Here is a 15619-nt window from a genome sequence, read left to right on the forward strand (position 1 = left end):
ATCACGTTCTTTAATGGCAACCGTCGGTTGCCTCTAACCCACCCACCCCATCATAATGATTATCATTCCTTTGCTAATTGATGTTTAACTTTCTAAAAGTACTATGGGGTCTAGCTTCTGGTGCTTTCTACTTTTATCTATGCTCATCAATATTTAGATGCGTTTGCCCTGGATTTCCAGTCCACCTCCCCTGTAAAGCTTTGCGTTCGACAAGTCACAATTACCTGCAACTGCGGATAGCTACGAGCAAACTGCTTAATTTGCTTAGTAATGTTTTTAGCATCTTTCCCTGTGACTTCATCTAAGCCGTCTAGCAATACTAATGCACGACCTTGATTGAAAATCAAATTAATTTCTGCATTTGATAACTGCCAGCACCACTCAAAATAACACTCAAAAGAATAGGCAAACTTACGTCCATCATCTACAAACTCTCGCAGTTTAATCAACGCTGGAATTCGGTGTGTTTGTAAATTGCCAACGTTGCATTCCGTAACTACTCGCTGCAAATAAGTGGTCTTCCCTGAACCTGGTTTACCCACGACTATGAGATTCGTATTCTTCGCCAGCACCTCCAGTCCTGAAACCCGTTGCCGTTCTCTGCCTAAGCCAATGCGATCCAAACTGCGATCGCCTGAATACTCCTCCATCCCTGTTGTGAAGTCTTGCCACAGGTCATCCAGTTCTGATTTATTACTACTGCTCAGTTCCTCCAGGATGTTCACATCCACAAACAAATCACCTAAAGGAACCCAGTGATCTACTCCCCATAAAGGCATCGTGCTATGTAATCGCTGGATATCATCATGGATGCGCGATCGCACTTGTTGTACCAGTTCATCAAAAGACTGCTGGTTCTGCTGAGAAGATGGGGACGGAATTTCTAGAGACGGGGCAAATTGACCAGTGGTTTTGAGTTCCTCAAGGATAGACCGGACGATTTCTCGAATGATTGCCGCATCTGCACCTTGATAAATGCGATCGCCTGTATGTATGTCTTTCCCTTCCCCAATATTGACTATATAAGATGCAACTTGGCTATTATTGGCAGCCAGTGCCTGTTTTAATAATGTTATATCCTCTTCTGTGTGTTGCTGATTAACGATTTTGTTAAGAATAGCTTTTAGCTCATCTGTATTCATTCTTTCTCAAAAATATTTAGACTATAACCACTCAAGAATATTTTAAAATTTAGGCTTATTCGTCGATATCTTAGTAGGTGAGGCGATGCTCCGCATCTATGACATCATTAGCCTCACTAATTATTGATTATTATGGCATAGTGGCAAAAAATAGAGATAGATGCTGAAAGCAATCTTGCCTTTTTTAGATGTTCCCACCCAAAAGAAGACAGCCAGGAGAATATATCCGTAAACTCGGTAAGGAGAGACAGCAATCAGCCATGCTGCGTTATGCTCTTGCAGTAAGTCTTTTTGTTGGGACAGTCTTTTTATTCATTATCTTCAGTCATTCTTCCTTAAGAATAATCCTCTTGCTAGGGGGATTAACAACCTCTTACTACCTATACCGTAATGGGCAATACCTAACGAAACGTGCTAGTGATGCTAAACATGGTGTTAAAGCAGAAACACAAGTAGCTGCATTATTGCTTCCGTTGGAAAGTCGAGGATGGCAAGTAGAATACAACTTACGAATTAGGAGATGGGGAGATGTAGATGTGGTACTACACTCTCCCAAAGGCAATTGGTATGTGATCGATGTCAAGTCTCACGGTGGAACTAAAGTTTATGAAAGTGGCCGTCTGCGGAAATGCTACGGCAGAAATACCTATGATTTTCAAGAAGGTGATTTGATTAGCAAAGTGAAAGGTCAAGCCTCAGAAGTCAGGTCTTTAAAAGATGCACGGTGGGTGACTGGACTGCTATGCTTTACACGAGGTGATGTTAATATTTCTGATAATAATGTTAGTGGCATTTATGTTGTCGCTGCCAATCATTTGGTTAATACTTTGTTGCAATTGGATTACTCACTATAAGTAGCCTTTATGAATTGCATCTACTAACATGGATAACAATCTTGCTTTTACAATACCAAGTCCCAATCTCTGACAGTTAAGCATCTAGCTCAACAAAAATCTAGAAAAATACAGCTACAATCTGTATCAAGTATTAAAGTTAATATAATTAAGCACTTCTGTCACTGTATAAATACGATGATATAAAGATTTGTGCTAGTCAAAATGTACTTTATCAATAGGAGAGCATGGTGCTGAGTAGCATATTTGCGGACATTAAGGTTATTGGCGAATCCGAAGATCCTGAATGGATAACTGCAAAGCTGCAACAGATGAAAGACCCCAATGTGGAAATCGATGTTGTGGCTGATTCTCATATAAGAGGATTTGATAAAGGAATTTTAGAATTTTTAAACTTACTTCAAGACCAACCTTGGATGTATGCAACTCACCAGTTTGGTTACATTGCGCCTCATAAGTCAGGTTCAATACAGCCTCAACCCATCCACCATCCCAGTGCAATTCAAGCTGAGAATACTCTCAAAAACAACCGTGTAAACATTCGTTTAGATCGCCTGCACATTGAAAAGTATCCTGGTGGAGGGACACATAATGTCCTAATTACTTTTGCTGTGAGAAATCAGCTAGCTAACACCCAAGAATCGGTAAGCTTCAGCCAAACTTACCGGGTACAAGAAGGGCAATCTGCTGGTATGACTGGCTACCCCATCTTTATTGGGTTAAATGTAGGTTCACAGGGAATAGCTTTTGAATGCTCGACGGTGAACGTTAAAAATGAGCAAGACAAGGCAATATTAGCAGCATTAGAATCTTCGCCTTTTCAAAGTGGACTCAAACTTTTAACAACTACCCAACCAGCGATCGCACCTTTTACAGAAATTACCTTGGGAGTTGTCAAATTACTGGCTCAACGCCATGAAAATGTTGCTGTACAGAAGTTCTATCTGGGATTAGATTTTGAAGATTCAGCAATGGGTTGCCGTCTAGCCGAAGGTAATTATATTGCTGTGCAAGTTGCTGATGAAACAGTAATTGACTGGAACAAATGGATTTACAAATCAGAGGTAGGCGCAATCGTACATAAGGCAGACAGTTCTAAACTACCTTATAACTATGTAATCTTCCGCATTAGTCGGTATGAAGAATAGCTCATTCCTTCATAGTAATTTAATAGAATGTAATCGATATGACCGATAAATTCACTCACGGCTATGCATTGCTCATTGGTGTTGGTGAGTCACTTTATCAGCCTTGGTCTTTGCCAGTAACCGTCAGAGATACACAGGCTATTTATGCTGCTTTAATTGATTCACAGTTGTGTGCTTATCCCGATCAAAAAGAGCATATTCGGGTGCTGAATAATCAAGATGCGACAAAAGCAGGTATCTTAGATGGCTTAAATTGGTTAAAAGAAAAATCCACATCTGATCCTCATGCAACTATATTGATTTACTACTCAGGACATGGTGGATTGAAAAAACAGAAATATTACCTCTTGCAACACGATATTAAGCCGATGAGAATTGAAGAATCCCTTTCTTGGGCTGGATGATGAGCAGTGTGAAAAATTGATTACTAAAGATGGGTTAAAAAGGTTTCTTGAAACGACTTTTGGGCTAACATTTGGTAGCTATCAAGATTGGATGGAGCAGGTTGATATACCTCGTCGCTCCCGTAATCAAATTCAACGTCAGCCTTACTTGTTTGAGTTTACAGGAGGCAGATTTACTGGTAGTCTGCGGGCAGATTTGAAAGATATTAAATCAAGTTCGCAAAATTGGTCAAAAGGACATCCAGCGTTTGAATATTTGTTTGGTGAGCCTCAGTTTGCAAAAGACGAAGTTATTTACATGGGAGCTTTCCCAACCCATGCACCAACTAACTCACAATCAAAAGTACTCAAACACACTCAAAGCGAACCCATAACAGCTGTACAAGGGCCACCTGGTTCTGGTAAAACTACCCTTATTCTTCATGTTATTGCTCAACAAGTAGTCAGACGCGCACTCAGTTTAATTGAAACTGGTCAGGACATCAATAATCTGACAGTTGTCAGTAGTGCCAACGATAAAGCAGTTAAAAATGTGATCGAAAAACTGGATGAAATTTTTCAAGACGAACTATTTTATCTCAAAGGGGGAAATAAAGATAATATTGAATCAGCTAATGGAGCTATTGCACAATTGCGACAAGCTATTAATTTTTTACATAAAAATAGTTTCAATGAATACCTAAATAATTTACTAAAACAAAAAATTAAACAAATTAAAGACGAATTATTAACAGAAGAGTCTAGATATTTAGAATTACGTGAGCAATGAGATTTAAATACAAAACGACACAAACATCTTTCAGACAAAATTCAAACACTGCAACAGCATTTAGATGAAATTATATCAGACCTAATCCCTGTTCAGCAACGGGCAAGAGCTTTATCAGAGTACAATCAACTACCAATCCCAGCTTATCGTGCAATAGAGAAGCATTTTAACAAGGCTGAATCATTGCTGTCTAAAGAAAGATTAGCTTGGTGGGTTCGTCTATGGCATTGGCTGACTGGTAAAACAGAAGAAAGTATTTTACGTAGCCTTAATTCAACTTGTCAATCAGCAATAGCACAAACAATTGGAACCCGCTTTCCTATAGACCCGCCTAGTACTCGTTCTGATTTATTTCAACAAGCACGATTAGTTAGAGAAAGATTATATGAAGCAGATGATTTAAGAAAAGTACAACAAATATTAGAGGGAAAGTATCAAAATAGAGACAAAACAAAGCAACAGAGAGATAATGCTGTTAAGGAATTCCAGATATTAGAAACTAGCTTGGAAACTCCACTTGAAGATTTTTATAAATCTTTTCATCAAACCTTTCATGAAAAACACAAAGAGCTATTTAAGTTATCGCAGGAATTTCTGATTCAGCAAGCACTTCATAAGAAATCTAACACAAAACAGACTCTAGAACTTTATTGCAGTCTTCTTTCGGGAACTTGGAAGTTGAAATATAAGATTGCAGAAAACTTAGATGAGCATATTAAATCTCTCAGTTTAATTTTTCCGGTAATCACTTGTACATTACTTTCAATCCGTAAAATGATTCCGTGGATTGAGGAATGTGTTGACCGCACAATTGTAGACGAAGCGGGAATGATTGACCAGCATAAGACTTTTCCGTTATTAGTGCGATCGCGCAAAGCTATTATTGTTGGTGATCCTCTACAAATTGAACCTATTATTACTCTCAGTGATCAAAGACGCGAGAACTATCGTCAAATAGCGTTTCTTAATAGAGGATTAACTGAAATTGATTATCATCGTTATAGTCCAGAAGAGGAGTATACGGCGACTACATATCATCGTGCTGCTGGCGCAAGTGGAGAAGGGGAAGATAAGGGTAAAGGAATTCGTTTGAAGGAGCATTACCGTTGTCAGCCGAGTATTATTCAATATTGCAATGTGATTACTGACTATGATTTAGAAATAAAAACAGTACCAGTCAATTCTTTAGTAGAGTCACACTTAATTGCTTACGATGTTGAGGGTAATATCCGCAATAATGTTAATGAAGTAGAAGTTACTGCTGTATGTGAAATAATTGAGCATTTATGTAAACAAGGTTACTCATTAGAAGATATAGGTGTTATTTCACCCTTTAAAGTTCATGCAGCTGCATTGAGAGAACGATTAATAAAAAAGTTTCCTAAATTCAACCTAAAATCTGTTGGAACAATTCACACCTTTCAAGGTTCTGAAAAGAAAGTAATTATCCTATCTACAAAAGTATGCCAACCACAAGATAATGTTTATTGGATTAACAAACGCCCAAATCTTTTGAATGTTGCTGTATCAAGAGCGAAAGAACTATTTATTTTGGTGGGTAATCTTTATAGGCTAGAAAAAGGAAACCTGACTCGTCAACTTGTTGAACATATTCGAGAGCATGGAGTTGTCTTAGAATATAAATCTGAGGCTGAAATTCCCCAGTCCGAGCCAGGAACTATTCCAGTCTATGATTGTGAACATCTAAAAATATTTAGAGAAGCTATCGACCAAGTAGAGGAAGAATTGATCATTGTCACGCCTTGGATTCGAGGAAATGAATCAAAATTGTTTGCTAAAGATGTTGTTTCAGTTTTAGAAAGAGGAGTTAAAGTAATAGTAGTTTACGGAAATAAAGGTAATGAAGACAATGATTATAATGATGCCACAACTGAGAATAATCTGAAAGATTTATTATCACAATATTCAGGTTCACAATTAATTCGTTTGGGCGAAGGATTACATATAGAAAGTAGGGGAACAAATGCAAGAATTTTAGTTTATGATACAAAGCTTGCTGTTATAGGAAGTTGGAATTGGCTTTCTCATCTTTACAGAAAGCAATGCAGTAGAACATCATTAAATATCAAGCCTCAAATTCGGCGAGAGACAAGTATACAGTTTTCTGACTCATCATCTATTGAAAATATAAAAACAAGCATTAATCAACTAATTACACCTTAATTAAAAGAGTTTAGATTAAAGAACAGGCAACCCTGAATCCAAATTCCTTGTCTCTAGTGGTTGCAGCTTCAGAAAAGCGAAATGTAGAACGACACAAATTTGAATGAGACCCCCAAGAACCACCACGCAAAATTCTATATTCCTCATTTCCATCATCTACCCATGCACTACCATTTAATGGTGCGCCTTGATAGTCATCGTGTTGATAATCAGCGCACCACTCCCAGACATTAGCGTGCATATCATATAAACCAAAATCATTAGCTGAAAAACTACCAATTTCGGTCGTATATTGGCGATCGCTGCCATTAATATTGGTATTTTGACTGCAATAATTAGCTAAATTATTTATGATGATTTTACCAAAATGGAATGGGGTTGAAGTTCTCGCACGACAAGCATATTCCCACTCAGCTTCACTGGGTAAGCGATATTGTCTTCCTGTCTTCTGCGACAGTCGCTCACAAAACTCCCGTGCATCATACCAGGAAACTCGCTCTACAGGTAAATTACCGCCTTTAAAATAGGATGGGTCAGGGTTAAGGTCTCGATCAATTTTTGGCTGATTTGCAATAAGCTTCCACTGTAGCTGAGTGATAGGATACTTCCCCAAAAAGAAAGGTTGTATAGTAACTAAGTGCTGGGGACGTTCATCCTCTTGAGATCCTTCCTCATATTGCGATGCACCCATTAGAAATTTACCACCCGGAATGGAAACCATTTCCAGTACAACACCATTTCCCAAATTTTCTATAAAACACTCAGCCTGTTTACGGTAACGCTTTGTTTCTTTTCCTTTATGATCTACAGTTACCACTTCAAACTCAAAACTATTAAGCTCTGGTAGTGGTGGACTTATTTGCTTTTGTGGATTAGTGTTGACTAAAAACTTTTTACTTGTGCTTTGAGGAGAAAAATTAGACGAAATCGAAACTGGGCTTTTCTGGAGGGCTTGTTGTAACTGTCGGAGAATCGTCTTTGTTTCTTCATCTATACCTTGGTAGGTGATGCGATCGCCAATATGAATATCATTTCCTTCAGCAAGGTTAACAATGTAATTTGCTAACTGCACCTGACTTTGACCATTAACTGTCCTTAGACATTGCCGTAATAAATTAATATCGTTTTCATTTCGACTACCGTCCAGAATACGGTCAAGTATTTTTACTAACTCATCAGACGTAGGAAACTGTGGCATATTGGCAAACTATTTGTTAGCAGCACTGTTCCCCTTGACAGCACTGCTATAGTAGCAAATCGTTCCAATTCGGGCAATCTTATGCTTTAAAGTGTTATTTTTAGGTGCAAATAGGCTTCTGTCACCAGACCCTGACAACTTTTGGGTCTGGTTACACTAAATGATGCTTTGACGGCATTTGAGGAAAGTAACGAAGCACTGACAGGTGTATTAAAACATATTGATTTTAATCGTCAAGCCAGTAAAAATCGGATTCCTAATGTCAAGTTGTGCGAACTAAGTACACACAAAGATCCCAATATTACTAGAGATGATGATGTAGTCAATTTTCTTATTCCATTACCAGTTTTACCATAACAACAGCGTATTACTGAGATTTTGGATACGGTGGATGAAGCGATCGCTTGCACATCTTCCCTTATTAGACTTGTTGGGTAATAAGCTCAAAAATCCTTGAAATCTGCTTGTGGCAAGCTTTTTATTGATTTCTGACCAAAATTATTGAAACCCAGACTCCCTAAGCCTTTCAGCGATTTTAGTCACTATTTCCCGACAACTCTATTATAAAACTAAAACAAAGCTCAGGGCGGCATTGGTGCTAACGATCGCTATTGTGGCAATGGCAGTGCAAGGGCAGGTATTGGTTTTTACACTAAAATAGGTGGAAGTAGGAATCTACTTTTTCCACCTGTATAATTACATTACAAGTATTTTTGTAATTTAAGTTAAGTGACTTTCTAGCAAAGATGCGATCGCTTCAGGATGGATATTCTTGTATTTCTTTTTACCAAGCTGTAAAACACAGTTGGGAGCGCTACCACAGCATTTTTGGCAACTGGTACGTTCAATGGTAACTTTGTCTAACAAACCGCGATCGCACAAAGTTTTTTCTAACTCTGATAATAATCCTTTACCACCACGTTTAAGGCAACCGCCCTTTTGACATACCATAATCCTCGCTTTGATTTGAGGTGGTAAATCTTGCTTTGGACACCCATCAATTGGTGTCACCCGATAGGCTTTAATTTTAATTTTACTTGTGCGCGAATCTACCTTACTATGGCCACAAACGCGAATTTTCTGGCCAGGAACTAAAGATGAACTCAGAGAACGGCGCAACTCTTTAGGCAGTTTTATTTCTACATCTCCAGATGGAACTGCCAATTGCATATATTTATATTTTCCTGGTTCACCACCAACAAAACCTAGTAACTGTCCTTCAAGGTTTAATTCTGATAACGTCAAATACTTGTTACCCATAATTGATAAAAAGTTAGTAACTAGTCATTGGTCATTGGTCATTCGTCATTAGTTAAGAGTTAGAAGTTAAAATTTATAATTCATCACTCCTAACTCCCAACTATTTTTAAGCGAGCCGTTTAGCTTCTACTGTTTGAGGTAAATTTGCTGTGTCTGGCAAATCACGAAATTCTAATTCCCAACCATTTGCTAGGGTGAGAACTTTGCCATCATTTCCATCGGTTTGTTTGACTACTTCTTCTTCAAGGTCTTTTTTTGCAACGTAAACTACTAAAGTGCCGGCATCATTCATCCGTAGCATTACTTTCATGAGATTCCTCAACAGATTCTAGTTCTTTTTTCTTACAGCCGACGACGAATCCTGTTTCCAAGAAATGCACAGCATAAATATAGGAAGTCTGCAAATATGTCCCTATACTGGCTATGTAGCCGATATCTCCTTTGTTCACTAAAACTTGCCCAACTTCTTTACCAGGGAAAGTACCATCGTTCTTGAGCAGTTTCCGAACTCTGACTTTTTCACCAATTTCAAAAGCAGGTGGCAAGTTTAGTTCTAATTCATCGCGTTGCATGAGAGTACCTCTGTTCTCTGACCAAATTCAATAGTTCTTCTGTCGTCAGGCTGCGTTTTTTCTGTACCGATTGATGGCGCACTGCATCCAAAACAGATTGGGTTTCTTGGGAGTTCAAGAAAATTCCATGCTGTTCTAGCAAGTTTGAAACCAAATGCCGTCCAGAATGTTTACCTAATACTAAACGCCGTTCCCAACCCACCTCTTCGGGAGCAAATGGTTCGTAGGTAATGGGATTTTGTAGTACTCCGTGAGCATGGATACCAGATTCGTGAGCAAAGGTATTTTCGCCAACGATCGCTTTCCAGGGTGGTACGCTAGCTCCTGATGCGGCTGCAACTAGTTGAGACAGTTCCAGCAACCCAGGTGTGTCGATGCCCAAATCAACGCCGTAGATGCGTTTAATCGCCATGACAACTTCTTCTAAAGCTGCATTTCCCGCCCTTTCACCTAATCCGTTGACTGTGGTATTCACTGATAAGGCTCCAGCTTTGATACCCGCAAGAGCATTGGCTGTTGCCAGACCAAAATCATTGTGGGTGTGGATTTCTAAGGGAATCATCAAAGCTGAAACCAGCCGTTTGACCTTGTTGTAGGTGGTAAAAGGGTCGAGAACTCCTACGGTGTCGCAGAAGCGGAACCGGGATGCACCCCATTCTTGGGCATAAAGCGCTACATCTAAGAGGAAGTTTTCATCGGCCCTGGAAGAATCTTCTCCGCCGACTGCTACCCAAAGACCTTGATCGACGGCGAAGCTGATACAGTCTTTGAGCTTTTGTAAACTAACTCGCCATTGACCGTGGAATTTGGCGGCAATTTGGATACCAGAGACGGGAATGGCAATATGTACCCGGTTCAGTCCGCAAGCGATAGAAGCCTTAATATCTGAGATAACAGCGCGGTTCCAGCCGAGGAGTTTTGCTTGTAAACCCAAGTCAGAAATTGCGGCGATCGCCCGCGTTTCTTCATCACCCATTGCTGGTATACCGACTTCCAATTCGGGAATACCAATGGCATCGAGAAACTTAGCGATCGCAACTTTTTCTTCTAGGTTAAAAGCAACACCTGCTGCTTGTTCGCCATCACGTAATGTAGTGTCATTAATTATGATTTGATTCATTGCAAATATCCCTCTCTTGGAAGTATTCTTAATAACCTTTCTCTCTACAATCCCCTGCGATGGCAAATGCTAAAAATATCACAATTCATAATGTAGGATACATGATCCTTAATTATTGCCCCATTATTAGCATCACATCTGTATGACAGGGAACTAAAACCATGTATAATTTACTAATCGTTTTTACCGATGTCAGTTGGAATTTGTTCGAGTAGCAATGAACTAATATAACTATTAGCAAACCCTGAACAAAGTAAAACACAGAATCCAGCAATTAAGGATGTAATCATCTTAGTAACCTCAGATTTTCTAGAGCATTGGTGTGTAATTTCGGCAGGTAATGGTACTCAAAGTCAAAGGGTTAAAATTGGCTAACTTTGTTCTGCTAGCCAGTCAAAAATCTTTCCTAGCTGCTCCAAGTCAACTAAACCATACTGCCAGAGGAGCATCGGTAGTGGCCCATTTTCTAATTCACGGTGTCGCAGAGCTACAGCAATATCGGCATTTGAAAGTTCAAGTTCGTTGTGCAAAAAAGTGAGGAGTTTTATATCTCTGTTACGAGTCGCCATAAATGATTGAACTTTCAATTTCTAATTTTGGAAAAGGATTAAAAATCATAATTTCCAGTTTCTACCTGGAAATTTTGCCTTTTTAATTGTTGCTATATGTCAGGGTAATTTTAGATTTACTAGCAGTAATAAAATCTAAACCCTATCTAATCCATCTCAGTCTGCAATAAATTCTGCAAGCATACAGTAGCTTCAAACTCTAAACCTATTTGAGCTTTGTGCATCTATGAACAAAAAGGATGAAATACAGTAATTTCGTCATGAATTCAAGATTAATAGGGTCTGAATTAGAAGACTCATGACTCATCACTATAAAGCCAGCAACGCTCTAGCCACTCTAATAATTCCTGACGAGAAGCAAGAAGTTGCATAACTGTACTGCGAATTAGAATCGCTTCCAGCAAATTGTTCACTTGTACTCGTAAAGAACCATCGGGGGGACAGTAGCTCTTAATTTTTAACTCTTGCAGTCGGTGATAGATTCGCCAGCGATCGCTCAAAGGAATCTGCAAAACTTGATCGCCTAAAGTATTATTTGTCATTTGTCCTTTGTCCTACCCTGCGGGAACCCGCAGACGCGTCTATGTCATTTGTCAGTTGTCTTTTGTCCTACCCTGCGGGTTCGCCTTTGGCGTTCTCGTAGAGTAGCCGCTGGTGCGTCTATGTCATTTGTCCTTTGCTAATGACTGATGACTAATGACTAATGACTCTTGCCTTAAAGTTTGCAGTTGTTTTTCGAGTTGCTCAATGCGCGAGAGCAAAGAACGAATTACGGTTGCTTCCACATCGGGTAGCTTTCCATGTTCTAAAGGAGAAAGGCTGGCGTTTTGATTCCGAGAAATAATTCGACCGGGAACGCCCACAACAGTGCAATCGCTGGGGATATCCCGCAATACAATGGAACCTGCGCCAATACGGACACGATCGCCAATTTGCAGATTACCCAAAACTTTCGCACCCGCCCCAATCACTGCATTTTTACCCACTGTGGGATGACGCTTACCGCTTTCTTTACCAGTTCCGCCAAGGGTAACGCCCTGGTAAATCAGTGTATAGTCGCCCACGATCGCAGTTTCGCCAATGACAACACCCATTCCGTGATCGATAAACACACCCTGACCAATCTTTGCACCTGGGTGAATTTCAATTCCGGTCAAAAATCGCCCCAAATGGGAAATTAAACGGGGGATAAAACCCACTCCTCGACCATGTAACCAGTGAGCAAGACGATGCAGACAGAGTGCGTGCAATCCTGGATAGCAAAACACCACTTCTAGCCAATTCCGTGCTGCTGGATCGCGCTCAAAGATAATGCGAAAATCACTCAATAATGGCTCAAAAAAAACGCCAGAGAGTAAATTTTTCAGCATGGATGTATGTACAGAATTCTGTGTTTTGGTACTGGGGAGATCGCTAATACTGTCTAAAGACTGTTGCATCGGTAATGTCTATCTGGTAAAAGAGTCATCTGCTATTTTTATGCTTATATCAGGTGACTTCCAACTCGATACCAAACCCAATGCTGATTGGATTTATTGGATTGATTAAGGTTGTACTCAAACGCCGAAACCCTGACTTAACATAAAGTTAAAATTTGTCTGGGGTTAGGGGCGCTAGTATTTAACGATGGGGGTACTAGTATTTTTGGGGCAGGGGTTAAGAATTTCTGTTCACGCTACAAGAAACCTTACCCGTAAGCCTTTGCTAAGATTTCGTCAAGATATTTTGCAATATATTAAGCTGTACTCAGATGCACTCAAATATGAGTTAAATGAAGCTACAAATGGATTTTTTGTATATGCTACTACTATTAGTATCCTATTATTTGGTTGAACGAAAGGCAGGTTTCTTTATTTTCTTTTAGGATTTGCTGTCTGTATGCACATATACGTTTCAAAATATAGTTATAGCTCATAGTGACTGTTTTCTTATTATATAGATGTGTAGGAATAGCGATCGCAAAAACTTTTATAAATCTTGTTTTCAGGTAGAGGAAATGTAGTTCACTGCGGCTCTGCCGCGAATTCGGGGGGCGAAGCCTGCCAATAGGCATTTCCAGAGGCTGGGAACGAGGATGCTGTCTTGACATATCATAAACAGTCAAACTGCTAGTCATAGCTTTACTACTGACTTAGGGTATCATCTACCTGAACGCTTACGTTGCTGGATTGAAGTTAAAAGTTCATATTTCACAGCATTAAGGAAACAGAACAATGTTAAAAGTTTTTGCCGATCGCGGTGGTACATTTACAGATATTGTTGCCGTTACAAATAATCAGGCAATTATAGATAGACTATCAAAACATCCTGAACGTTTTTTAATTGTTTCTCTACCTAAAGGGCAATGGATTGTAGTCTACAAACTACTTTCAGAAAATCCCGAACAATATCAAGATGCAGCCATCCAAGGTATACGGGATATCATGAATATTTCCAGCAACGAACCCATTCCTACTGAAGCAATAGAAGTAGTAAAAATGGGGACAACAGTAGCAACAAATGCACTATTAGAAAGGAAAGGCGATGCCTGCGGCAAGGACTCCATCCTACGCGTCGTTCTTCTCATCACCAAAGGATTTAAAGATGCGCTGCGAATTGGCTACCAAAACCGCCCTAACATCTTTGCCCGTCATATCGTTTTACCAACCATGCTTTATGAACAGGTAATTGAGATTGATGAACGTTATGATGCTCATGGCAATGAATTAATTCCTGTACATATTCAACAAGTCAAACATGACTTACAAGCAATTTACAACACAGGAATTCGGAGTTGTGCTATTGTTTTTATGCACAGCGATCGCTATCCTAGACACGAACAACAAATAGCCCTAATCGCCCAAGAAATCGGCTTTACGCAAATATCTGTATCTCATCAAGTTAGCCCGTTAATGAAATTAGTTAGCCGAGGAGATACAACAGTAGTCGATGCGTATTTAACTCCTATTCTGCGTCGCTATGTCAACCAAATAGCGAGTCAGCTACCTGGAGTAAAATTAATGTTCATGAAATCTGACGGTGGTTTAGTTGCAGCCCAACAATTTCAAGGCAAAGATAGTATTTTAAGTGGCCCGGCTGGTGGTATTGTCGGTGCAGTTCAAACTAGTAAAAGAGCAGGCTTTGAGTTAATTATTACCTTTGATATGGGAGGAACAAGTACAGATGTGGCTCACTTTAAAGGAGAGTATGAACGGCAACTAGATTCGGAAATTGCTGGGGCGCGGATGCGAGTTCCCGTATTAGCAATTAATACTATTGCAGCTGGAGGCGGTTCAATTCTCTTTTTTGATGGTTCTAGTTATCGTGTCGGCCCTAAATCTGCTGGTTCAAATCCTGGGCCTGCTTGTTACCGACGTGGGGGGCCATTAGCGGTTACTGATGCCAATGTAATGTTAGGCAAAATTCACCCGCAATACTTTCCATCAGTTTTTGGAATTGATGGCAATTTGCCTTTAGATAAAGATACTGTTATTCAGCAATTTACACAATTAGCCCAAGAAATTCAAGCCGTTACATTAAATCATTGTACTCCTGAACAAGTAGCGGCTGGATTTATTGCGATCGCAGTGGCAAATATGGCGAACGCAATTAAAAAAATCAGTCTGCAACGGGGTTATGATGTTAGCCAATATGTGCTTTGTTGTTTTGGCGGTGCAGGTGGGCAGGTTGCTTGTTTAATTGCCGATACTTTGGGAATGAAAAAAATATTTCTTCACCCTTATGCTGGTGTTCTCTCTGCTTATGGGATGGGGTTAGCTGATGTCAGAGCGATTAGAGAAGCAGGAGTAGAACAGCCTTTAAGCCAAGCAATAATTCCTAATTTACACCAGTTAATGCAATATTTAGAAACTCAAGCTAGAAGTGAAATAGATGAAGTGCATAGTCAAGTCGAAATAGTCCAAAAAGTTAACTTGAAATATGAAGGGACTAACTCTACTTTAACCGTTAACTTTGCGGATGAGTTGGGATTGATGCGGCAACAATTTGAGGATGAACATAAATCTCGTTATGGTTTCATTCAATTAGATAAAACTTTAATTATTGAATCAGCTTCAGTAGAAGTAATTCAAAAAATGGATACTCCCGAAGAACCCTTAATTACTCGTACACGCTCTATAGTTGAAACCCCCCAAACTATTGATGTCGTAAAGATATTTAGTACTGATAGATGGTATGATACTCCTGTTTACAGACGAGAAGATTTACAACCAGAAGATAGTATTAATGGGCCTGCGATCGTTGTTGAAAAAATTAGCACAATTGTAGTGGAACCTAATTGGCAAGCGAAATTAACTGCACGAAATCATCTAATTTTAGAACGTCTATAAACTAGCTGTTATGCTGGAAAATACTCACCCTTGCTACAGTAAGCTCAACACGGTTTTACAATAAAAAGGCT

16 protein-coding genes are annotated in these 15619 nt (G+C 39.5%); 7 read left to right on the forward strand and 9 right to left on the reverse strand.

The window, feature by feature from the left end; genetic code table 11:
• Positions 1-146 precede the first annotated feature (146 nt).
• A complete protein-coding gene (locus tag H6G26_RS26905) occupies positions 147-1142 on the reverse strand; it encodes an NACHT domain-containing protein (RefSeq protein ID WP_190732953.1) in 996 nt (331 codons plus the stop codon).
• 188 nt (positions 1143-1330) lie between these two features.
• Between H6G26_RS26905 and H6G26_RS26910 the strand changes: the two genes are divergently transcribed.
• The 5 genes from H6G26_RS26910 to H6G26_RS26930 all read left to right on the forward strand — a co-directional run bounded on the left by H6G26_RS26910 (position 1331) and on the right by H6G26_RS26930 (position 6501).
• The gene (locus tag H6G26_RS26910; RefSeq protein WP_190732955.1) at positions 1331-1996 is read left to right on the forward strand and encodes a nuclease-related domain-containing protein; all 666 of its coding nucleotides are present in this window, start codon (positions 1331-1333) and stop codon (positions 1994-1996) included.
• Positions 1997-2223: 227 nt separating this feature from the next.
• A complete protein-coding gene (locus H6G26_RS26915; RefSeq protein WP_190732957.1) occupies positions 2224-3144 on the forward strand; it encodes a hypothetical protein in 921 nt (306 codons plus the stop codon).
• Between the two features lie 38 nt (positions 3145-3182).
• Positions 3183-3548: a caspase family protein gene (locus H6G26_RS26920; RefSeq protein WP_190732959.1), complete on the forward strand. Its 366-nt coding sequence runs from the start codon at positions 3183-3185 to the stop codon at positions 3546-3548.
• Positions 3520-4317, forward strand: a complete 798-nt coding sequence (locus H6G26_RS26925; RefSeq protein ID WP_190732961.1) for an AAA domain-containing protein — start codon at positions 3520-3522, stop codon at positions 4315-4317. The genes H6G26_RS26920 and H6G26_RS26925 overlap by 29 nt, the downstream gene beginning before the upstream one ends.
• A gap of 183 nt (positions 4318-4500) precedes the next feature.
• Entirely contained in the window at positions 4501-6501 is a 2001-nt protein-coding gene (locus H6G26_RS26930) for an AAA domain-containing protein (protein WP_190732963.1), read from the forward strand.
• A 10-nt stretch (positions 6502-6511) separates the two neighbouring features.
• Here H6G26_RS26930 and H6G26_RS26935 read toward each other — a convergent pair whose 3' ends face one another.
• Complete coding sequence (locus H6G26_RS26935; protein ID WP_190732965.1) at positions 6512-7699, reverse strand: SUMF1/EgtB/PvdO family nonheme iron enzyme; 1188 nt, start codon at positions 7697-7699, stop codon at positions 6512-6514.
• A gap of 141 nt (positions 7700-7840) precedes the next feature.
• Here H6G26_RS26935 and H6G26_RS26940 point away from each other — a divergent pair, with 141 nt between their 5' ends.
• Entirely contained in the window at positions 7841-8056 is a 216-nt protein-coding gene (locus H6G26_RS26940; RefSeq protein ID WP_190732967.1) for a hypothetical protein, read from the forward strand.
• A gap of 363 nt (positions 8057-8419) precedes the next feature.
• Here H6G26_RS26940 and H6G26_RS26945 read toward each other — a convergent pair whose 3' ends face one another.
• From H6G26_RS26945 to cysE, 7 genes are all read right to left on the reverse strand, one after another.
• Positions 8420-8959 (reverse strand): (2Fe-2S) ferredoxin domain-containing protein, encoded by a 540-nt coding sequence (locus tag H6G26_RS26945; protein ID WP_190732969.1) that lies wholly within the window; start codon positions 8957-8959, stop codon positions 8420-8422.
• Between the two features lie 106 nt (positions 8960-9065).
• Positions 9066-9269: a putative nitrogen fixation protein NifT gene (gene nifT, locus H6G26_RS26950; RefSeq protein ID WP_100900485.1), complete on the reverse strand. Its 204-nt coding sequence runs from the start codon at positions 9267-9269 to the stop codon at positions 9066-9068.
• Positions 9244-9531, reverse strand: a complete 288-nt coding sequence (locus tag H6G26_RS26955) for a nitrogen fixation protein NifZ (protein WP_069070441.1) — start codon at positions 9529-9531, stop codon at positions 9244-9246. Before H6G26_RS26955 ends, nifT begins: the two co-directional genes overlap by 26 nt.
• Positions 9518-10651, reverse strand: coding sequence for a homocitrate synthase (nifV, locus tag H6G26_RS26960; protein WP_190732972.1), 1134 nt, complete (start codon positions 10649-10651; stop codon positions 9518-9520). The genes H6G26_RS26955 and nifV overlap by 14 nt, the downstream gene beginning before the upstream one ends.
• 371 nt (positions 10652-11022) lie before the next feature.
• Entirely contained in the window at positions 11023-11220 is a 198-nt protein-coding gene (locus tag H6G26_RS26965; RefSeq protein ID WP_190732974.1) for a DUF2949 domain-containing protein, read from the reverse strand.
• 296 nt (positions 11221-11516) lie between these two features.
• A complete protein-coding gene (locus tag H6G26_RS26970) occupies positions 11517-11762 on the reverse strand; it encodes an Asr1405/Asl0597 family protein (protein ID WP_190732975.1) in 246 nt (81 codons plus the stop codon).
• A gap of 123 nt (positions 11763-11885) precedes the next feature.
• Complete coding sequence (gene cysE / locus H6G26_RS26975) at positions 11886-12659, reverse strand: serine O-acetyltransferase (protein ID WP_190732977.1); 774 nt, start codon at positions 12657-12659, stop codon at positions 11886-11888.
• Positions 12660-13433: 774 nt separating this feature from the next.
• Between cysE and H6G26_RS26980 the strand changes: the two genes are divergently transcribed.
• Positions 13434-15548 (forward strand): hydantoinase/oxoprolinase family protein, encoded by a 2115-nt coding sequence (locus H6G26_RS26980; RefSeq protein ID WP_190732979.1) that lies wholly within the window; start codon positions 13434-13436, stop codon positions 15546-15548.
• The last annotated feature ends 71 nt before the right edge of the window (positions 15549-15619 follow it).

The sequence above is a fragment of the Nostoc sp. FACHB-888 genome, from assembly GCF_014696655.1.
Classification (GTDB): Bacteria; Cyanobacteriota; Cyanobacteriia; order Cyanobacteriales; family Nostocaceae; genus Nostoc.